The following is an 18,928-nucleotide window of genomic DNA, read 5'->3' as shown; positions in this document are numbered from 1 at the left end:
CCGATGGCCGAGACCACGAGGCCCCTGGAGGGGCAGATCGCGCTCGTCACCGGCGCGTCGCGCGGCTTCGGCGCTGTGGTCGCGGTCCGGCTCGCGGCCGCCGGCGCCCATGTTGTCTGCGCCGCCCGCACCGTCGGCGGGCTGGAACAGACCGACGACGCCATCAAGGCCGCGGGCGGCAGCGCCACGCTGGTGCCGATGGACCTGTTCAAGTTCGAGCAGATCGACCTGCTCGGCGGCTCGCTGGCGCAGCGCTTCGGCAAGCTCGACCTGCTGGTCGCCAACGCCGCGATGCTCGGTCATCTCGGCCCGGTCGCCTACAGCGACCAGAAGGTCTGGGGCCAGGTTCTCGATCTCAACCTCAACGCCAATTACCGGCTGATCCGCTCGGTCGACCCGCTGCTGCGCGCCGCCGCGGCGCCGCGCGCGGTGTTCGTCACCGACCGCATCGCCCGCAGCGGCATCGCCTATTGGAGCGCCTACGCCGTGGCCAAGTCCGGGCTGGACACCCTAGCCGGCCTCTATGCGGCCGAGACGGCGAAGACGGAGCTGCGCGTGGCGCTGTTCCATCCCGGCCCGATGGCCACTCGCCTGCGCGAGCAAGGCTTCCCGGGAGAGGCATCCGGCGCCCAGCCGACACCGGACGCCGCCGCCGACCGCCTGCTCGCGCATCTCCTGGCCGGGGACGGCCTGGCCGCAGGCAAGGTCGCCGACTGGGACTGACCACCGCCGACGGTCAGCCGACGATCTCGTCGGCCCGGACCTTGAAACCGGCCAGCGTCGTCATGCCGAAGCCGTTGCTGAGGGCGACATCCGCCGCATCCCGCCCCCGCGCCATCAGCACCCGGCCGATCCGGGGGCGGTTGTGGCGGGCGTCGAAAGTATACCAGCGGCCGCCGAGATAGGCTTCGAACCAGGCGCTGAAATCCATCGGCGCCGGGTCTGCCCGCACACCGATATCGCCGAGATAGCCGGTGCAATAGCGGGCCGGGATGTTCATGCAGCGGCACAGGGTGACCGCGAGATGGGCGAAGTCGCGGCAGACTCCCGCCCGCTCCTGATGCACGTCCCAGGCCGATTTGGTCGGCCGGGCATGGTCGTAGCCGAACCGGACATGGCCATGGACGAAGTCGCAGATCGCCTGGACGCGGGCCCAGCCCGGCGGCGATTTGCCGAACAGCCCCCAGGCGGTTTCGGACATGAGATCGGTCTGGCAGTACCGGCTGCCGAGCAGGAACACCAGCGCCTCCGTCGGCAGGTCCGAGACCCTGATCTCGGGTGCGTCGGGCACGATCTCATCGGCAAGGCCGCTGTCTGTGACCACGGTTTCCGCCGACAGCCTGATCCGCCCGGCAGGCGCCAGGATCCGGCTGCAGATGTTGCCGAAGCCGTCGATATAGACATCCACAGGCACGACGGGGTCGGATCGCAGCGTGTCCGGAGCGGCCAGATCCTGTGCGCGCTCCGGATGGACCCGCAGCATCAGCATCATCGCGGTGGGCTGCGGGCAGTCATAGACCAGTTCGAAGCCGACGCGAATGCGCATGACCCATCCTTTCGTGGCCGTGGCGACGGCACTTTCGGGTCATGCCCTCCCCTTCTCGCAGCGGTTCGGATCCGGCTCTGCTTGCGACGCGAGCGCCCTATCGCCGTTGCGGGATCGTAACAGACTTACGCCGCATCTCGTTCCGGGATCGGCAGTGGCGCCGATCAGTCCCGGAAGATCTTCTGCAGGAAGTCGGCCAGCGAGGGCCGCCACACCGCCATCTCGTGGTAGAGGCCGGGATATTCCTTGTAGTCGTAGCGGATGCCGGCGGCGTCGAGGTCCTTGCGCAGCCCGGCGATGTCCTTGCCGGTCACGGTGTCGTCCGACCCGACCGTCACGGTGAAACCGCGCAGGCTGGCATTGACCTTGGCCGGGTCGGCGAGCGCCTTGGCGATGCCGGCATCCGGCACCGTGGTCTGCGACACGCCGCTGAAGGTCGCCAGCCAGGCGAAGGTGCCGAGATGGCCGAGGCCAGACACCAGCGCCTGGTAGCCGCCCTGGGACAAGCCGGCCAGCGCCCGCCCGGCCGCATCGGTGCGGACCCGGTAATGCGCCTCCATATACGGGATGATGTCGCCGATCAACTCGCGGTCGGCCGCGGCGGCGTTCGCCGGATAGAAGGTCTGGCGCCGGGTCGAGCCCGGGAAGTCCTCCGGCACCGCCGCGGCGATGTCGGCCTCGGTGTCCGGGATCACCACGATCATCGGCACGATCTTCTTCTCGGCCAGCAGATTGTCGAGAATCTGCGGCGCCCGGCCCTGGGTGGCCCAGGACCACACCGTGTCGCCGAAGCCGTGATAGAGGTACAGCACCGGCAGCGGCGCCGAGCCGTCGCCATAGCCCGGCGGCGTCCACACCAGCATCTGCCGTTCGGATCCGAGGGCCTGGCTGGTCAGGGTCACGACCCGCAGGTCGCCATGCGGCACCGGCTTGGTATCGACGATGCTGCCTGGCACCAGGATCAGGCTGGTGTTGACCTGGCGCTGCGGCTTCGGCGCGTTGGTCCCAGTATCGGTCGTGCGGAAGCCGTCGACGTTGAAATAGTATTCATAGAGGTCGGGCGCGACCGGGCCGACCGCGACGGACCAGACACCGCGCCCGTCCTTCGTCATCGGCGTCGCCTTGACCTTGGCCGGGTCCATCGAGCCGAACACGACCGAGACCGCCTTCGCCTCCGGCGCGAACAGCCGGAAGGTGATGCGGCGGTCCGCCTCGACCCGGGTGACGAAGTCGCGCAGCGGCTGGTCGGTTGGCGGCAGGGCGGGAATGCCGGGATCGGCGGCCATCGACGGTGCTCCACTCAAGGACAGAAGAACCGCGATCGAGGCGGCGAGCTTGCGCATGGGTCCCTCCCGAGTCTTGGGCCAACGATTATGCCCGACAAACGGAAAAGCCTGCCTATTTCTCGCCTGAGATCAGCTTGAAGATGCCGGAGAAGTCGGTGTCTGCCGCGCCTTCGTTGACGAACAGGGTGTAGAGCGCGGCGGCCGCGGCACCGAGCGGAGTGGCGGCGCCGGCTGCCTGGGCCGCGGACTGCGACAGGCGCAGATCCTTCAGCATCATCGCCGCGGTGAAGCCGGGCTTGTAGTCACGATTGGCCGGCGAGGTCGGCACCGGCCCGGGCACCGGGCAATATGTGGTCAGCGACCAGCACTGGCCGGAACTCTTCGACGACACGTCAAACAGCTTCTGCCGCTCCAGCCCCAGCTTGTCGGCCAGGGCGAAGGCCTCCGACACCGCAATCATCGAGATGCCGAGCACCATGTTGTTGCAGATCTTCGCCGCCTGGCCGGTGCCCGGGCCACCGGTGTGGATCACGGCCTTGCCCATCGCCTGCAGCACCGGCTCGGCCTGGTGGAAGGCCTTGTCCGGGCCGCCGACCATGAAGGTCAGGGTGCCGGCCGCGGCGCCGCCGGTGCCGCCCGAGACCGGCGCATCGACCATGGCGAAGCCGCGCGCCGCCGCCTCCTTCGCGATCAGGCGCCCGCTGTCGACATCGATGGTCGAGCAGTCGATCAGCAAGGCTCCCGGCGGTGCGCTGGCGCAGACCCCGTTCTCGCCGAGATAGGCCTCGCGGGCATGGCCGCCGGTCGGCAGCATGCTGACCACCACCTGGGCGTCGTCGACCGCGGCGGCGATCGACGGCTTGGCGGCGATCCCTTCCTTCGCCACCGCCTCGCGCACCGACTCCACCGGGTCGAAGCCGGACACACGGTGCCCGGCCTTGACCAGATTCAGCGCCATCGGCCGGCCCATATGGCCGAGCCCGAGAAAGGCGATTCGCAGCGACATCGGGGTCTCCTCACACCCGGGCGTTCACCGCCCGTCATTGGTTCAGTCGAAGCTCAGCTCATGGCCGGGCAGCGGCTGGAAATAGGCGGCGACCGCGGCATCGTCCACCTCGGCCAGCGTCGCCGGCCGCCATTTCGGGTCGCGGGTCTTGTCGACCAGCTGCGCCCGGACCCCCTCGAAGAAGTCGGGTTTGGCCAGGAAGCGGTGGACCATGCGGTACTCCATCGCCGCCACCGCGTCGTAGATCATGGTCTTGCCCTGGCGGATCTGGCGCAACGTCACCTTCAGGCTGGTCGGGGACCCGGCGCGGATCTGTGCCGCCGCGGCCTGGGCCCACTCGCCGGCCTCGGCGTCCAGCGCCGCCAGGATCTCCTCGACCGTGTCGTGACCGAAGCAGCGGTCGATCGCCGGGCGCAACGGCGCCAGGGCCGGTTCGCCGGGATCGGCCGCGAAGCGCTGCAGCGCCGCCTCGGCCACCAGCCCGCCCTGGCCGATCCATTCGGCATCGGCCAGCGCTGCGACCAGGTCGTCGACCCGGGCCGAGGCGACGTGATGTGTCCCAATCCGGGTGAAAAGCATGTCGGCGGCGCCAATGCGCGCGCCGGTCAGGGCCAGATAGGTGCCGGTCTCGCCCGGACAGCGCGACAGGAACCAGCCGCCGCCGATGTCCGGGAACAGGCCGATGCCGCATTCCGGCATGGCGCTGAGCGTCTTTTCGGTCGTCACCCGGTGCGAGCCATGCACCGACAGGCCGAGCCCGCCACCCATGGTGACGCCGTCGAGCAGCGCGATCCAGGGCTTGGGGAAATGGTGGATGGCATGGTTCAGCCGGTACTCGACCCAGAAGAAATCCTGCTTCCGGTCGCCGCCCGGCACGCCACCCTGCGGCCCACGCTCATAGACCGCGCGGATGTCGCCGCCGGCGCAGAAGGCGCGGTCGCCGGCGCCGCGCAGCACCACGGCGTGCAGCTCCGGATCCTCCGCCCACTCCGCCAGCTTCGGCAGCAGCGCCCGGCACATCGCCAGCGTCAGCGCGTTCAGCGCCCTCGGCCGGTTCAGCGTCACGATGGCGATCGGCCCTTCGCGGTCGAACAGGATCTCGTCGGTCATGGCAGTGTCATCCGGCCCCTACTCCGCCAGCAGGCGGCGGGCCACGATCAGGCGCATGATCTCGTTGGTGCCTTCCAGGATCTGGTTGACGCGGACGTCGCGCAGGAAGCGTTCCACCGGATAGTCCTTGATGTAGCCGTAGCCGCCATGCAGCTGCAGCGCATCGTTGCAGATCCGGAAGCCGGCGTCGGTGGCGAAGCGCTTGGCCATGGCGCAATGCTGGGTCGCGTCCGGGTCGCGCCGGTCCAGCGAATCCGCGGCGCGGTGGATCATCAGCCGGGCCGCGTCCAGGTCGATCGCCATGTCGGCCAGCTTGAACTGCAGCGCCTGGAACTCGGCGATCTTCCGGCCGAACTGGCTGCGCTGCAGCATGTGGCCGCGCGCCGCCTCCAGGCAGGCACGGGCGCCGCCGAGCGAGCAGGCGCCGATGTTCACGCGGCCGCCATCCAGCCCCTTCATCGCGAAGGTGAAGCCCTGCCCTTCCTCGCCCAGCCGGTTGGCGACCGGCACCCGGCAATCCTCGAAGATCACCATGGTGGTGACCTGGCTGTTCCAGCCCAGCTTCTTCTCCTTCTTGCCGAAGGACAGGCCGGGCGTGCCCTTCTCGACGATCACCGCCGAGATGCCCTTCGGCCCGGCCTCGCCGGTGCGCACCATCACGACATAGACGTCGGAGGTCGAGCCGCCGGAGATGAAGGCCTTGGTGCCGTTCAGCACGTAATGATCGCCGTCGCGCACCGCGCGGGTGCGCAGCGAGGCGGCGTCGGAGCCGGAGCCGGGCTCCGTCAGGCAGTAGCTGGCGAAACGCTCCATCGTCATCAGCGACGGCAGGAAGCGCGCCTTCAGCTCGTCCGACCCGAAGCTGTCGATCATCCAGCCGACCATGTTGTGGATCGAGATATAGGCGGCGGTGGAGACGCAGGCGGCCGACAGCTCCTCAAACACGATTGCGGCGTCGCGGCGGGTCAGGCCGCTGCCGCCATGCGCCTCGCCGCAATAGATGCCGGCGAAGCCCAGGGCCGCGGCCTGGCGCAGCGTGTCGACCGGGAAGATCTGCTCCTCGTCCCAGCGGGCGGCATGGGGGGCCATCTGCTCCGCGGCGAAGGCGCGCGCGGCATCGCGGATGGCGTCCTGATCGGCGTTCAGCGTGAAGCTCATGGAATGAGCGTGGCCGCAACCGGCCCCGGGATCAAGGGGCGTGCGTACGATTCTTTCGCGCTGCAGCGGAGGCGGTCGGCGCTGTTATGATGGCCGTGCCGCCGAACCGGAGAGTGCCATGCCAGACTTCGCCCCCGCCCTTGCCGAAGCTCAGGCCGTTCTGGCGGGCGCCCTGGCCGAGGCCGGACGCCGCGAGCAGCAGGTCGCCGCCGTGGTGGTCGACCGCGGCGGCCATGTCGTCGCCGCGGCGCGGATGGACGGCGTCGGCCACCTGATGCTGGAGATCGCGCGGCGCCGGGCGGCCGCGGCGCTGCATTTCGGCGAAGCGACCCGCGATCCGGCCCTGCGCCTCGGCCGCGACCCGGTCGAGGCGGCGCAGCTGGCCGGGCTGGGCGAGATCCTGGTGCAGCCCGGCGGCTTCCCCTGGCGCGACGCCGGCGCCGTGGTCGGCGCGCTCGGCGTCGCCGGGGCCGGTGCGGAGGACGATCATGCCATAGGCGATATCGCGATCGGCGTCCTGTAGACGTTTTGCTGATTGCCTTTCCGGCCGCTTCCACGACACTGACCTGGACAAGGCACCCGCCAGAGGTGCCGGACGCGAAACAGGGGGAGAGAGCATGCAGGCTGCGGCCGCGCCGCCAGCACCGGGAGATGCGCTTCTGACCGCGGATTCGGTCAGCCTCGCCTTCGGCGGGGTCAAGGCCCTGACCGATGTCGGCTTCACCGTCCGCCGCGGCGAGCTGTTCTCGATCATCGGCCCGAACGGCGCCGGCAAGACCTCGATGGTCAACTGCATCTCCGGCCGCTACAGCCCGACCGCCGGCCGCATCCACTACAAGGGTCGCGACATCACCCGGCTGAGGCCCAGCGCCCGGGCCGAGCTCGGCCTCGGCCGCACCTTCCAGAACCTGGCGCTGTTCGCGCATATGTCGGTGCTCGACAACATCATGGTCGGGCGCCACCACCTGCTGAAGAACAACGTGCTGACCGGCGCGCTGTGGTGGCTGGGCGGCGCCCGGCAGGAGGAGCTTCGGCACCGCCGCGCGGTCGAGGAGATCATCGACTTCCTCGAGATCCAGCATATCCGCCGCGCCCTGGCCGGCACCCTGTCCTACGGGTTGCGCAAGCGGGTCGAGCTGGCCCGCGCCATCGCGCTGAAGCCCGACCTGATCCTGCTCGACGAGCCGATGGCCGGCATGAACCTCGAGGAGAAGGAGGACATGGCCCGCTACATCGTCGACCTCAACGCCGAATGGGGCATGACGGTGATCATGATCGAGCACGACATGGGCGTGGTGATGGACATCTCGCACCGCGTCATGGTGCTGGATTTCGGCCGCAGGATCGCCGAGGGCACGCCCGAGGAGGTGCTGGCCGATGCCCATGTCCGCCGCGCCTATCTCGGCGAAGTGGACGATGAGGAGGAGGCGGCTTGAGCGACGCCGCCTTCGACACCTTCCCCAAGCTGCTGGCCCGCAACGCCGCGCAATGGCCGGGCGAGGTGGCGCTGCGCGAGAAGGATTTCGGCATCTGGCAGGAGATCAGCTGGGCCGGCTTCCACGCCCGGGTGCGCGGCTTCGCCCTGGCGCTCCGCGCACTGGGCATCGGGTCCGGCGCCGTGGTCGGGCTGATCGGCGACAACCGGCCGGACTGGGTGGCCGGCCAGATCGCCGCCCACGCCGCCGGTGCCATGAGCCTGGGCCTGTACCGCGACGCGCTGGACGAGGAGGTGGCCTATCTGATCGGGCACGCCTCGGTCGCCATCGTGCTGGCCGAGGACGAGGAGCAGGTCGATAAGCTGCTGGGCCTGGACGACCGCATCCCCAGCGTCCGCCACATCGTCTATTCCGACCCGCGCGGCATGCGGAAATACGAGGATCCGCGGCTGCTGCCGGTCGACGACTTCATCGCCCTCGGCGCCCCGCTGCTGGCGGCCGATCCCGGAATCTACGACCGCATGGTGGCGGCGACGCGCGGCGAGGATGTCGCGGTGCTGTGCACCACCTCCGGCACGACGGCGCAGCCGAAGCTGGCCATGCTGGCGGCCGGGTCGGTGATCCGCCACACCGCCAGCTACTTGGCGGTCGACCCGCAGGGGCCGCACGACGAATACGTCTCGGTGCTGCCGCTGCCCTGGATCATGGAGCAGGTCTACGTCTTCGGGAAGGCGCTGCAGTGCCGGATGGTGGTGAACTTCGTCGAGGAGCAGAGCACCAGCTGGGCCGATTTTCGCGAGATCGGCCCGACCTTCGTGCTGCTGGCGCCGCGGGTGTGGGAGGGGCTGGCCGCCGATGTCCGCAGCCGGATGATGGACGCCTCCCGGCTCAAGCGCCGCCTGTTCGACCTCGGCATGAAGTTCGGCCTGAAAGCGCTTGGCCAGAACAAGAAATCGACGCTGGCGAAGATCCTGCTCTTCGCGGCGTTGCGCGACCGGTTGGGTTTCTCCCGGCTGCGCTCGGCCGCGACCGGCGGGGCAGCGCTGGGGCCGGAGACCTTCCGCTTCTTCCTCGCCATGGGGGTGCCGCTGCGCCAGCTCTACGGCCAGACCGAGCTGCTGGGCGCCTACACCATCCACCGGGAAGGCGACGTCGATTTCGACACGGTCGGAATCGGCTTCGACGACGGCGTCGAACTGCGGATCGAGGCGCCGGACCCGAACGGCGTCGGCGAGATTGTCACCCGCCACCCTAACATGTTCCTCGGCTATTACCGCAACGAGGAGGCGTCCAAGGCCGACCTGCGCGACGGCTGGCTGGCCACCGGCGACGCCGGCTATGTCGACGGCAAGGGGCATCTGGTGGTGATCGACCGGATGAAGGACCTTGCCGTCACCAGCGAAGGCGGCAGGTTCAGCCCGCAATACATTGAGAACAAGCTGAAATTCTCACCCTATGTCGGCGAGGTGGTGGTCCTGGGCCATGGCCGGCCGGACCTGGCGGCGATCATCTGCATCCGCTTCCCGATCGTGTCGAAATGGGCGGAGAAGAGCCGCATCGCCTTCACCACCTACACCGACCTGTCGGCGCGGGACGAGGTCTACGGCCTGATCCGCCGCGAGGTCGAGACGGTGAATGCCGGCCTGCCGGAGGCGCAGCGCATCCGCCGCTTCCTGCTGCTGTACAAGGAGCTGGACGCCGATGACGGCGAGCTGACCCGCACCCGCAAGGTGCGCCGCAGCGTGATCGGCGAGAAATACGGCGACATCATCGACGCGATCTATCGCGGCGACCCGGCGATCCCGGTCGACACCACCATCGCCTTCCAGGACGGCACCCGGCAGCGGATCCGCACCACGCTCAAGGTGGTCGACCTCGCCCCCGGCCGCGCCGGGCAGCGCCACGCGGCGGAGTGAGCCCATGAACCTCGCCTATCTCCTCGACGTCATTCCCGCGAAAGCGGGAATCTCGATGGCATCGAGCGCGGAAAGAGATCCCGGCTCGGCGCGGCTTCGCCGCTTGGCCGGGATGACGGCCGATATTGGAGTGAGGCGGAGATGAACCTCGCCTTCCTGTTCCAGCTCCTGGTCAACGGTGTGATCGTCGGCACGCTGTACGGCGTCGTCGCGATGTCGTTCGTGCTGATCTACAAGGCCAGCCGGGTGGTGAACTTCGCCCAGGGCGAGTTCCTGCTGATCGGCGCCTGGATCTGCTGGTGGGTGCTGACCAAGTACCAGGTGCCCTTCGTGGTCGGCTTCGCCATCACCCTGGCCTTCATGCTGGTGTTCGGCATCCTGCTGCAGGTGGTGGTGCTGCGGCCGCTGATCGGCAAGCCGGTGATCTCCGTCATCATGGTCACGATCGGGCTGTCGCTGGTGTTCCAGCCGCTGATGGCCTGGATCTTCGGCGTCTCAGCCCAGCCCTTCCCGCCGGTGTTCGAGACTCGGTCGGTCGACATCTTCGGGCTGCAGGTGCAGACCGTCTACATCCTGTCGATGGCGATCAGCCTGTTCATCATGGGCGGCTTCGCCTGGTTCTTCAAATTCTCGCGCATGGGCCTGGCGATGCGCGCCACCGCCTTCGACCAGCAGGTGGCGCAGTCGATGGGCATCTCGGTGAAACAGGTCTTCGCCATGGCCTGGGCGATCTCGGCCATGGTGTCGTCGGTCGCCGGCATCGTCGTCGGCGTGGTCAACGGCGTGTCCTCCGCCCTCTCCGGCTTCGGCATCAAGGTATTCCCGGCGGTGATCCTGGGCGGGCTGGACAGCGTCGTCGGCGCCGTGCTGGGCGGGCTGATCATCGGCGTGCTGGAGCATTTCGCCCATTGGCTCGACGTCACCTTCCTGGGCTGGGGCAACATGCTGAAGATCGCCCCCTTCTACGTCCTGATCGTGATCCTGATGATCAAGCCCTACGGCCTGTTCGGCACCCGCGACATCGAGAGGGTGTGAGGATGAGACACTCGCCGCCCTCCCCCTTACCCGTCATTCCCGCGAAAGCGGGAATCTCGATGGCATCGAGAACGGCGGGAGATCCCCGCTTTCGCGGGGATGACGATGAAGGGGAAGCGAAAACAGGGAGAGGCCCGTAAATGGCCAACGCCTATGCCCGCCCCTGCGGCGACTTCCGCACCGGCTACGCCGCCGACACCACGATCTTCGCCGATGCCTTCAGCCGGCGCAGCGTCATCGCTATCCTGGCGCTGCTGGCGTTCGCGCCGATCGCGGTGCAGCTCGGCTGGCTGTCCAAGGGCTGGATCGACAGCTTGATCGAGATCGGCTACCTCGCCGTCGCCGCGCTGGGCCTCAACATCCTGGTCGGCTTCACCGGCCAGATCTCGATCGGCCATGCCGTGTTCTTCGGCTTCGGCGCCTTCGCCTCGGCCTGGCTGAACCGCAGCACCGGCATCCCGGTGTTCTTCTGCATCCCGATCGCCGGGGTGATGACCGCGGCGATCGGCCTGATCTTCGGCATCCCGGCAGCGCGGATCAAAGGCCTGTACTTGGCCATCGCCACCCTCGCCGCCCAGGTCATCCTGGAGGATTTCTTCGCCCGCGCCGGCTGGTTCACCGGCGGCGTCGCCGGCGCCCATGCCGCCCCGGTCTCCCTGTTCGGCTGGGAGGTCGACCGCATCAACTACTTCTACATCGTGCTGTTCTGGGGAACGCTGCTGTACCTGGCCGCGACCAACCTGATGCGCTCGCGCGACGGCCGCGCCTTCGTCGCCGTGCGCGACCACTACCTGGCCGCCGAGATCATGGGCATCAACCTGACGAAATACCGGGTGCTGTCCTTCGGCATCGCCGCCTTCTACGCCGGGGTCGGCGGCGCGCTCTACGCCCATTACCTGCAGGTGGTCTCGGTCGAGGAGTTCACGATCCTGAAATCGATCGAGTTCCTCGGCATGATCATCATCGGCGGCCTCGGCTCGATCATGGGCACGATCCTGGGCACCGTCTTCATGGTGTCGCTGCCGGATGTGATGGACTGGCTGGTGCGGCTGATCCGCGGCACCTGGCTGTACAAGACGCTCGACCTGCGCGTCGGCATCAACTTCCTGAAGGAGATGGCGGTCGGCATCGCCATCATCCTGTTCCTGATCTTCGAGCCGGACGGGCTGGCCCATCGCTGGCGCCAGATCAAGGCCTGGTGGAAGCTGTATCCCTTCTCGTACTGAACCCGGCCGCGACAGAACGGCCGCCATGGAGGAGACACCGATGCGATCCCTGCTCACCGCCACCGCCCTGGTCGGCCTGTGCGCCACCCCGGCCTTCGCTGAAGACGACATTCCCGTCGGCCACATCGCCGACCTGACCGGCCCCACGGCGTCGATCGGCGTGCCCTATGCCGACGGCGTCGCCGACACGCTGAACTGGGTCAACGAGAATGGCGGGGTCGACGGCGACGACATCGCCTTCGAGACCTATGACTACGCCTACAAGGCGCCGCAGGCGGTCTCCGAGTACCAGCGGCTGGTGGCGAACGAGCATGTCGTCGCCATCGCCGGCTGGGGCACGGCCGACACCGAGGCGCTGATCGAGTTCATCGGCAAGGACCAGATCCCCTACTACTCCGGCTCTTATTCCGGAGCGCTGACCGACCCGACCGGCAAGGCGCCGAAGGCGACCAAGGCGACTCCGTTCAATTTCTTCTACGGTCCCTCCTACTCCGACGCCTGCCGGGCGCTGGCGCAATGGGCGGCCGACGACTGGAAGAAGAAGGGCGGCCAGGGCAAGGGGAAATGGGTCCATATGGGCGACAACCACCCATACCCGAACTCGCCCAAGGTGGCCTGCAACGAATACGCGCAGGAGCTGGGCTTCGAGGTGCTGGATCCGATCCAGTACACCATGGCGCCGGGCGACTTCACGCCGCAATGCCTGACGCTGAAGGAGAAGGGCGCCAACTACGCCTATATCGCCAACATCGCCGGCTCAACCCCGTCGCTGCTGAACGCCTGCGCCACCGCCGGCACCAAGGTACAGTTCGTGGCCAATGTCTGGGGCTATGACGAGAACATCATGAAGGCGGCCGGCCAGAACGCCGACGGCGTGGTGGTCGCGGTCCGCACCGGCGCGATCTGGACCGACAAGAATGCCGGCATGGACCGGGTGCGCGAGATCTCGAAGACCAGCGATTCCACGGGCGAGACCTATCGCCCGCTGAGCTACCTCGCCGGCGTCTGCGCCACCTCCTACATGGTCGAGGCGATCAAGGCGGCGAAGACCAAGGGCGCGGTCACCGGCGTCGCCATCCGCGACGCGATGTACGAGAAGAAGGATTGGGTGCCGGCCGGGCTGGAGGGGGTGTGCCTGCCCTCGACCTGGACCGCGACCGACCATCGCGGGCTGATGACCGTGCCGATCTACCAGGGCCATGTGAAGGGCACGACCCAGGGCAAGGAGGTCACGGCGCTGATGGCCGACGGCACCATGTCGCTGGAGAAGGTGGCCGAGATCACCCTGCCCCGCCGCCCGGAATGGCTGGGGTACTGATGTGCTGAGCGCTTCCGGTTCTTCCCTTCCATTCCTGTCATGCCCGGGCTTGACCCGGGCATCCAGGGGCGGCCGGAGCGGTTCCTGGTGGCCCCTGGATCCTCGGGTCAAGCCCGAGGATGACAAGAAGAGGAACCGGAAGGCTTTGGTGGCGGCATGACCGCCCCGCCGCTGCTGTCGGTCGAGAACATCGAGGTCGTCTACAACGACGTCATCCTGGTGCTGCGGGGCCTCAGCCTCGCGGTGCCGCAGGGGTCGATCGTGGCGCTGCTGGGCGCCAACGGGGCCGGCAAGTCGACGACGCTGAAGGCGATCTCCGGCCTGCTGGGCACCGAGGACGGGGCAGTCACCCGCGGCGCCATCCGCTACGAGGGCCAGCCGATTCATGACCTCGACCCCGGCGCCGTGGTGCGCCGGGGCATCTTCCAGGTGATGGAGGGGCGCCGCATCGTCGCCGACATGAGCTGCGTCGAGAATCTCCGGCTCGGCGCCCACACCCGGCGCGACCGCGGCATCGCCGACGACATCGACCGGGTCTACGGCTACTTCCCGCGGCTGCGCGAGCGGAACGGCCTGGCCGGCTACCTGTCCGGCGGCGAGCAGCAGATGCTGGCGATCGGCCGGGCGCTGATGGCGCGGCCGAAGCTGATCCTGATGGACGAGCCGTCGATGGGCCTGTCGCCGCTGATGGTGAAGGAGGTGTTCGGCATCATCCGCCGCCTCAACACCGATCTCGGCATCTCGATCCTGCTGGTCGAGCAGAACGCCCGGATGGCGCTGTCCTGCGCCGACACCGGCTACATCATGGAGAACGGCAAGGTGGTGCTGGACGGCACCGCCGAGGCCCTGGCGGCCAACGAGGACGTCAAGGAGTTCTACCTCGGCGGCGGCGGAGAGCAGCGCAAGAGCTTCAAGAACCTGAAGAGCTTCAAGCGCCGCAAGCGCTGGCTATAGCGGTATCCACCTCCCGGCATTGTCTGCCCCGGCAGGCGGCGCCATGCTTGCAGCTTCGACACGACACACGGTGGGGCACCCCCATGGCCGAGCATTACGACGATCTCGATACCCGTCCGCCCGAGGCGCGGGAGGCGGCGCTGCTGGCCGAGCTGCCGGCCCAGATCGCCCATGCCAAGGCCGCCGCCCCCGGCTATGCCAAGCGCCTGGCCGGATTCGACCCGGCGGCGGTGACCAGCCGGGCCGAGCTGGCGGAGCTGCCGCTGATCCGGAAATCCGACCTGCCGACGATCCAGGCTGTCGACCTGCCCTTCGGCGGGCTGACCACGGTCCGGCCGGGCCAGTTCCGCCGAATCTTCGGCTCCCCCGGCCCGATCTACGAGGGCGAGGCCCATGGCATCGATATGTGGCGCACCGCCCGCGCCCTGTTCGCCAGCGGCTTCCGCGAAGGCGACATCCTGCAGAACTGCTTCTCCTACCACTTCACCCCGGCCGGCGTGATGTTCGAGACCGGCGCCGAGGCGCTGGGCTGCGCCGTGATCCCGGCCGGCACCGGCAACACCGAGCTGCAGGCGCGGGCCATGGCCGACCTGAAGCCGCGCGGCTATGTCGGCACGCCCGACTTCCTGAAGCTGATCCTGGAGAAGGCGGACCAACTCGGCCACGACAGCAGCTCGGTGAAGCTGGCCCATGTCTCCGGCGGGCCGCTGCTGCCGCCGCTGCGCGAGTTCTACTCCGCCCGCGCCATCGACCTGTTCCAGAGCTACGGCACTGCCGATCTCGGCCTGATCGCCTATGAGACCGAGGCGCATGAGGGGCTGGTGCTGGCCGAGGGCATCCTGGTCGAGATCGTCCGCCCCGGCACCGGCGACCTGGTGCCGGAGGGCGAGGTCGGCGAGGTGGTGGTCACCAGCTTCGACCGCTGCACGCCCTGGATCCGCTTCGCCACCGGCGACCTGTCCGCCATCCTGCCCGGGCGCAGCCCCTGCGGCCGCACCGCGCCGCGGCTGCGCGGCTGGCTCGGCCGGGCCGACCAGAGCACCAAGGTGCGCGGCCTGTTCGTCCATCCCGGCCAGATCGCCGAGGTGCTGAAGCGCCACGGGCTGGAGCGCGGCCGGCTGGTGGTAAAGAGCCAGCAAGGCATCGACGACGTGGTGTTGCAGGTGGAAAGCGCCGATGCCGCGGTGGCCGATGCCGTGGCCGAGACGATGCTCGACGTCGCCAAGGTGCGCGCCGCGGTGGCGGCGGTGCCGCCGGGCAGCCTGCCGAATGACGGCAAGGTGATCGAGGACACCCGCAAGCTGCAGTGAGCCGGTGAGCCGCTGGTTGCCGTCTTGTCGTCAGCGCCGCCCCTGCGCTAGCTTCCGGTCATCATCAGCACTGGACCGCGGTCGACTCCGGTCGGCAACCGGCAGGCATAGCCACCGGGAGACGTGCTATGGCCGAACCAGGCGTCCACTACGCATCCTATCTGCGGCTCGACCAGCTGCTCAACCTGCAGGACCGCGAAAGCGAGAAGGTCGGCCGGCCGGCGCATGACGAGATGCTGTTCATCATCGTCCACCAGGCCTACGAGCTGTGGTTCAAGCAGATCCTGTTCGAGCTCGATGCCGTGCAGGGGGTGTTCGCCGCCGATCGGGTCGACGACCGCGCCGTCGGCCGCGCCAGCCGCGCCCTGCGCCGCATCCACGAGATCCTGAAGCTCGGCGTGCACCAGCTCGACGTGCTGGAGACCATGACGCCGCTCGACTTCCTCGATTTCCGCGACCTGCTGCGCCCGGCCTCGGGCTTCCAGAGCGCGCAGTTCCGGCTGATCGAGATCCGCCTCGGCCTGCGCGCAGCCGACCGGCTGGCCTATGAGGGCCGATCCTTCGAGGCGAGGCTGGAATCGCCGGGACGCGAGAAGGTGGTGGCGGCCGGCGGCCAGCCCAGCCTGTTCGAGCAGCTCGACGCCTGGCTGGCCCGCACGCCGTTCATCGAGCTCGGCGGCTACCGCTTCCGCGAGGCCTACCGCCAGGCCGTGGTGGCGATGCTGGAGGGCGACATCGGCCACCTGACCGCCCATCCGACGCTGGACGACACGGCGCGGGAGAAGGAGGTTGCGGCGCTGCGCCAGGCGCTGTCGCGCTTCGACGCGCTGTTCGACGAGACCCGCCATGCCGAGGAGGTGGCGCAGGGGTCATGGCGCATGTCCTGGCGAGCGTTGCAGGCTGCCCTGTTCATCAACCTTTACCGCGACGAGCCGGCGCTGCAGGTGCCGTTCGGGCTGCTGAGCCTGCTGATGGACCTCGACGAGACCATGACGCTGTGGCGCTACCGCCACGCGCTGATGGTCCAGCGCATGATCGGGCTGAAGACCGGCACCGGCGGGTCGTCCGGCCACGACTATCTGGCCCGCACCGCCGAGCGGCACCGGGTGTTCGGCGACCTGTTCACCCTGTCGACCTATCTGATCCCGCGCTCGGCCCTGCCGCCGCTGCCGGACGAGATCACCCGCCGCACCGGACTGTCCTATGACGGGGAGGCTGGAGTATGAGCTTCAAGCCGCTGTTCTCCCGCTTCCTCGCGGCAGCGCCGGAGCGGCTGCACCTGGCCGCGCACAGCCATCATCTCTGGCCCGATGTCGTCTTCGAGGCCCAGCTCCGTTACGTCGAGGACACCGCCCGCCTCGCCGACCACAAATGGGAGCTGGTGTTCGGCGATGTGGTGCCGCGGCTGCAGGCGCGGATCGCAGCCATTTTAAGCCTACCCGAGCCGACCTCACTGGCCTTCGCGCCGAACACGCATGAGTTCGTGCGGCGCCTCTTGTCCTGCCTGCCGGCGGACCGGCCGGCCCGGGTGCTGACCACCGATTCCGAGTTCCACAGCGTCCGCCGGCAGGTCACGCGGCTGGAGGAGGACGGGCTGGTCCAGGTCACCCGTGTGGCGCAGGAGCCGACTGCCGACTTCCCCGCCCGCTTCGCCGCTGCGGCCGCGGCCGGCGGCCACGATCTGGTGTTCTTCAGCCAGGTGTTCTTCAACTCCGGCTATGCCGTGMCCGACCTGGCAGCGCTGGTGGCGGCGGTGCCGGACCGGGAGACGCTGGTCGCGATCGACGGCTATCACGGCTTCATGGCGTTGCCGACCGATCTGTCCGCCATCGCCGGCCGCGCCTTCTACATCGCCGGCGGATACAAATACGCCATGGCCGGCGAAGGCGCCTGCTTCCTGCATGTGCCGCCGGGCTACGGCCCGCGGCCACGCGACACCGGCTGGTACGCCGCCTTCGGTGCCTTGGCCGGAGCGCAGGACGGGCGCGTGCCCTACGGCATCGACGGCAGCCGCTTCCTCGGCTCGACCTTCGATCCCTCCGGCCTGTACCGCCTGCTTGCCGTGCTCGACCTGCTGGACGCGCACGGCATCGGCGTGCCGGCGATCCACGATCACGTGCTGGCGCTGCAGCAGGGCTTCGCCGGCGCGCTCGACCGGGCCGGGGTGCCGGACCTCGCCCGCGGCCGACTGCTGGTGCCGCTCGACACCCCGGTCCGCGGCCATTTCCTGACCTACCGCACGGAAGCCGCTGGCGCGATCGACGACCGGCTGTGCGCCGCCGGCATCGTCGTCGACCACCGCGACGATCGGCTGCGCTTCGGCTTCGGCCTCTACCACGACCTCGCCGAGGTGCCGGCCATGGCCGACCGGGTGGTCCCCGCGCTGAGCCGCTAAGCCATGCGCGAGAGCTGGTCGAGGCCCTATCCGGCGGCGGTCCTCAGCCCGGACCAGGCGTCTGCGCTGGCCCGATCCCTGCCCGGCCGGCCTGCGGTGCTGCGGGTCACCGAGCTGTCGGGCGGCCTCGCCAACACCAATCTCCGCCTCGACCTCGACAGCCATCCACCGGTGGTGCTGCGGCTGTTCCAGCGCGACCCGGCGCAGGCGGCGAAGGAACGGGCGATCCCCGCCCTGGCCGCTGAACGCGGCCTCCCCGTCCCTGGCCTCCTGGGCAGCGGCAACGAGCCGGTGACGGGGCTGCCCTTCGCCCTGCTGGAATGGACCGACGGACAGCGCCTGGACGAGGCTGCCCGCGAGCTGGACGATTCGGCGCTTCTGCCGCTCGGCCGTTCCATCGGCGGTGCGCTGGCGGCGATCCATGCCGTGCGCTTCGACCGCAGCGGCTTTTTCGACGGATCGCTGGCGGTGGCCGAGCCGGTCGATGCCGGCGGCGCCGGGCTGATCGGCTTCCTGCGACATGTGCTGGTCGATGGCCCTGGCGGCGAGCGCCTGGGCCGCTACCTGGCCGGCCGGCTGATCGCCTTCGCCGATCGCGAGGCCGGGTTGCTCGACCTATGGCCCGGCCCGCCCTGCCTGACCCATTCCGATTTCGGCGGCACCAACATACTGGTCCGTCCCGAAGCCAGCGGCTGGGCCGTCGCCGCCGTGCTGGACTGGGAGTTCGCCTTCGCCGGCAGCCCGTTCTTCGATTTCGGCAACCTGCTGCGGCCGCCGCTCGGACCTCGCCCGGGCTTCGCCGATGCCGTGGCCGCCGGTTACCGCGCGGCGGGCGGCGACCTGCCGGCGGCATGGCGCCGGATGGCGGCGCTGGCGGACCTGTTCAGCTGGGCCGAGTTCCTGACCCGACAGACTGTGTCCGACGCGGTGGTCGCCACGGCCCGGCAGCGGATCACGGACACCATGGCATTGTGGCACCCATAGGCCGGGCTCGCCGTGGCGAACTCAGCCCACGACTTCCGCCTCAGGGCTCTTCCAGCCGGACGACGTCGTCCTCGCCGAGATAGGGGCCGGTGCGGACCTCGATCAGCTCAAGGTCGATCTTGCCGGGGTTCTCGAGCTTGTGGTCGGTGCCGATCGGCAGGTAGACGGCCTCGTTCTCCCGCAGGATGCGGGACTGGCCCTCCATGGTGACGCGGGCGGTGCCGGACAGCACGACCCAGTGCTCGGAG

Annotated in this window: 19 protein-coding genes; 13 read left to right on the top strand and 6 right to left on the bottom strand. The window is 69.1% G+C overall.

The genetic code is table 11. The features are described from left to right. The first annotated feature begins 3 nt into the window (after positions 1–3). Positions 4–723, top strand: coding sequence for an SDR family NAD(P)-dependent oxidoreductase (locus AB4Z01_RS19075; protein ID WP_441696126.1), 720 nt, complete (start codon positions 4–6; stop codon positions 721–723). A 13-nt stretch (positions 724–736) separates the two neighbouring features. On the opposite strand, the gene AB4Z01_RS19070 is transcribed toward AB4Z01_RS19075, so the two are convergent. From AB4Z01_RS19070 to AB4Z01_RS19050, 5 genes are all read right to left on the bottom strand, one after another. Further along, complete coding sequence (locus AB4Z01_RS19070) at positions 737–1,546, bottom strand: transglutaminase-like domain-containing protein (RefSeq protein WP_441696124.1); 810 nt, start codon at positions 1,544–1,546, stop codon at positions 737–739. Positions 1,547–1,710: 164 nt separating this feature from the next. Then, positions 1,711–2,889 (bottom strand): alpha/beta hydrolase-fold protein, encoded by a 1,179-nt coding sequence (locus tag AB4Z01_RS19065; protein ID WP_441696123.1) that lies wholly within the window; start codon positions 2,887–2,889, stop codon positions 1,711–1,713. A 55-nt stretch (positions 2,890–2,944) separates the two neighbouring features. Further along, on the bottom strand, positions 2,945–3,838 hold the full coding sequence (gene mmsB, locus AB4Z01_RS19060) for a 3-hydroxyisobutyrate dehydrogenase (protein WP_441696122.1): 894 nt from the start codon (positions 3,836–3,838) through the stop codon (positions 2,945–2,947). Between the two features lie 42 nt (positions 3,839–3,880). Then, positions 3,881–4,948: an enoyl-CoA hydratase/isomerase family protein gene (locus tag AB4Z01_RS19055; RefSeq protein WP_441696121.1), complete on the bottom strand. Its 1,068-nt coding sequence runs from the start codon at positions 4,946–4,948 to the stop codon at positions 3,881–3,883. Positions 4,949–4,966: 18 nt separating this feature from the next. Then, positions 4,967–6,106, bottom strand: a complete 1,140-nt coding sequence (locus AB4Z01_RS19050) for an acyl-CoA dehydrogenase family protein (protein ID WP_441696120.1) — start codon at positions 6,104–6,106, stop codon at positions 4,967–4,969. A gap of 118 nt (positions 6,107–6,224) precedes the next feature. On the opposite strand from AB4Z01_RS19050, the gene AB4Z01_RS19045 reads away from it, so the two are divergent. From AB4Z01_RS19045 to AB4Z01_RS18990, 12 genes are all read left to right on the top strand, one after another. After that, complete coding sequence (locus AB4Z01_RS19045) at positions 6,225–6,629, top strand: heme-binding protein (RefSeq protein ID WP_441696119.1); 405 nt, start codon at positions 6,225–6,227, stop codon at positions 6,627–6,629. A 94-nt stretch (positions 6,630–6,723) separates the two neighbouring features. After that, positions 6,724–7,542 carry an ABC transporter ATP-binding protein gene (locus AB4Z01_RS19040; protein WP_441696118.1) on the top strand — a complete coding sequence of 273 codons (819 nt, stop codon included), beginning with the start codon at positions 6,724–6,726 and terminating at the stop codon, positions 7,540–7,542. Then, positions 7,539–9,458 (top strand): long-chain fatty acid--CoA ligase, encoded by a 1,920-nt coding sequence (locus AB4Z01_RS19035; RefSeq protein ID WP_441696117.1) that lies wholly within the window; start codon positions 7,539–7,541, stop codon positions 9,456–9,458. Before AB4Z01_RS19040 ends, AB4Z01_RS19035 begins: the two co-directional genes overlap by 4 nt. Positions 9,459–9,462: 4 nt before the next feature. Beyond that, a complete protein-coding gene (locus AB4Z01_RS19030; RefSeq protein WP_441696116.1) occupies positions 9,463–9,603 on the top strand; it encodes a hypothetical protein in 141 nt (46 codons plus the stop codon). Continuing rightward, a complete protein-coding gene (locus AB4Z01_RS19025; RefSeq protein WP_441696115.1) occupies positions 9,600–10,493 on the top strand; it encodes a branched-chain amino acid ABC transporter permease in 894 nt (297 codons plus the stop codon). Before AB4Z01_RS19030 ends, AB4Z01_RS19025 begins: the two co-directional genes overlap by 4 nt. Before the next feature lie 140 nt (positions 10,494–10,633). Further along, entirely contained in the window at positions 10,634–11,719 is a 1,086-nt protein-coding gene (locus tag AB4Z01_RS19020) for a branched-chain amino acid ABC transporter permease (RefSeq protein ID WP_441696114.1), read from the top strand. Between the two features lie 40 nt (positions 11,720–11,759). Further along, entirely contained in the window at positions 11,760–13,037 is a 1,278-nt protein-coding gene (locus AB4Z01_RS19015) for an ABC transporter substrate-binding protein (RefSeq protein ID WP_441696113.1), read from the top strand. Between the two features lie 156 nt (positions 13,038–13,193). Next, entirely contained in the window at positions 13,194–13,991 is a 798-nt protein-coding gene (locus AB4Z01_RS19010) for an ABC transporter ATP-binding protein (protein ID WP_441696112.1), read from the top strand. 83 nt (positions 13,992–14,074) lie between these two features. Continuing rightward, positions 14,075–15,301, top strand: a complete 1,227-nt coding sequence (locus AB4Z01_RS19005; protein ID WP_441696111.1) for a phenylacetate--CoA ligase family protein — start codon at positions 14,075–14,077, stop codon at positions 15,299–15,301. A gap of 107 nt (positions 15,302–15,408) precedes the next feature. Beyond that, entirely contained in the window at positions 15,409–16,527 is a 1,119-nt protein-coding gene (locus AB4Z01_RS19000) for a tryptophan 2,3-dioxygenase family protein (RefSeq protein WP_441696193.1), read from the top strand. Beyond that, entirely contained in the window at positions 16,524–17,696 is a 1,173-nt protein-coding gene (locus AB4Z01_RS18995) for a hypothetical protein (RefSeq protein WP_441696110.1), read from the top strand. Before AB4Z01_RS19000 ends, AB4Z01_RS18995 begins: the two co-directional genes overlap by 4 nt. A 3-nt stretch (positions 17,697–17,699) precedes the next feature. Further along, positions 17,700–18,680 (top strand): phosphotransferase family protein, encoded by a 981-nt coding sequence (locus AB4Z01_RS18990; protein ID WP_441696109.1) that lies wholly within the window; start codon positions 17,700–17,702, stop codon positions 18,678–18,680. A 40-nt stretch (positions 18,681–18,720) separates the two neighbouring features. Here AB4Z01_RS18990 and AB4Z01_RS18985 read toward each other — a convergent pair. Next, on the bottom strand, positions 18,721–18,928 hold a 208-nt coding region (locus tag AB4Z01_RS18985), incomplete at its 5' end, for a cupin domain-containing protein (protein ID WP_437374619.1).

This window comes from Inquilinus sp. YAF38, from assembly GCF_052113205.1.
In the GTDB taxonomy this organism is placed as follows: domain Bacteria; phylum Pseudomonadota; class Alphaproteobacteria; order DSM-16000; family Inquilinaceae; genus Inquilinus.
The sequence above is the reverse complement of the archived record's forward strand: the minus strand, read 5'-3'. Positions and strand labels throughout refer to the sequence as shown.

What these genes read in the sequence shown, in the direction of transcription:
- AB4Z01_RS19075 (WP_441696126.1), top strand. Translation starts at nt 4, where the DNA reads ATGGCCGAGACCACGAGGCCCCTGGAGGGGCAGATCGCGCTCGTCACC.
- AB4Z01_RS19070 (WP_441696124.1), bottom strand. Translation starts at nt 1,546, where the DNA reads ATGCGCATTCGCGTCGGCTTCGAACTGGTCTATGACTGCCCGCAGCCC.
- AB4Z01_RS19065 (WP_441696123.1), bottom strand. Translation starts at nt 2,889, where the DNA reads ATGCGCAAGCTCGCCGCCTCGATCGCGGTTCTTCTGTCCTTGAGTGGA.
- mmsB (WP_441696122.1), bottom strand. Translation starts at nt 3,838, where the DNA reads ATGTCGCTGCGAATCGCCTTTCTCGGGCTCGGCCATATGGGCCGGCCG.
- AB4Z01_RS19055 (WP_441696121.1), bottom strand. Translation starts at nt 4,948, where the DNA reads ATGACCGACGAGATCCTGTTCGACCGCGAAGGGCCGATCGCCATCGTG.
- AB4Z01_RS19050 (WP_441696120.1), bottom strand. Translation starts at nt 6,106, where the DNA reads ATGAGCTTCACGCTGAACGCCGATCAGGACGCCATCCGCGATGCCGCG.
- AB4Z01_RS19045 (WP_441696119.1), top strand. Translation starts at nt 6,225, where the DNA reads ATGCCAGACTTCGCCCCCGCCCTTGCCGAAGCTCAGGCCGTTCTGGCG.
- AB4Z01_RS19040 (WP_441696118.1), top strand. Translation starts at nt 6,724, where the DNA reads ATGCAGGCTGCGGCCGCGCCGCCAGCACCGGGAGATGCGCTTCTGACC.
- AB4Z01_RS19030 (WP_441696116.1), top strand. Translation starts at nt 9,463, where the DNA reads ATGAACCTCGCCTATCTCCTCGACGTCATTCCCGCGAAAGCGGGAATC.
- AB4Z01_RS19025 (WP_441696115.1), top strand. Translation starts at nt 9,600, where the DNA reads ATGAACCTCGCCTTCCTGTTCCAGCTCCTGGTCAACGGTGTGATCGTC.
- AB4Z01_RS19020 (WP_441696114.1), top strand. Translation starts at nt 10,634, where the DNA reads ATGGCCAACGCCTATGCCCGCCCCTGCGGCGACTTCCGCACCGGCTAC.
- AB4Z01_RS19015 (WP_441696113.1), top strand. Translation starts at nt 11,760, where the DNA reads ATGCGATCCCTGCTCACCGCCACCGCCCTGGTCGGCCTGTGCGCCACC.
- AB4Z01_RS19010 (WP_441696112.1), top strand. Translation starts at nt 13,194, where the DNA reads ATGACCGCCCCGCCGCTGCTGTCGGTCGAGAACATCGAGGTCGTCTAC.
- AB4Z01_RS19005 (WP_441696111.1), top strand. Translation starts at nt 14,075, where the DNA reads ATGGCCGAGCATTACGACGATCTCGATACCCGTCCGCCCGAGGCGCGG.
- AB4Z01_RS18990 (WP_441696109.1), top strand. Translation starts at nt 17,700, where the DNA reads ATGCGCGAGAGCTGGTCGAGGCCCTATCCGGCGGCGGTCCTCAGCCCG.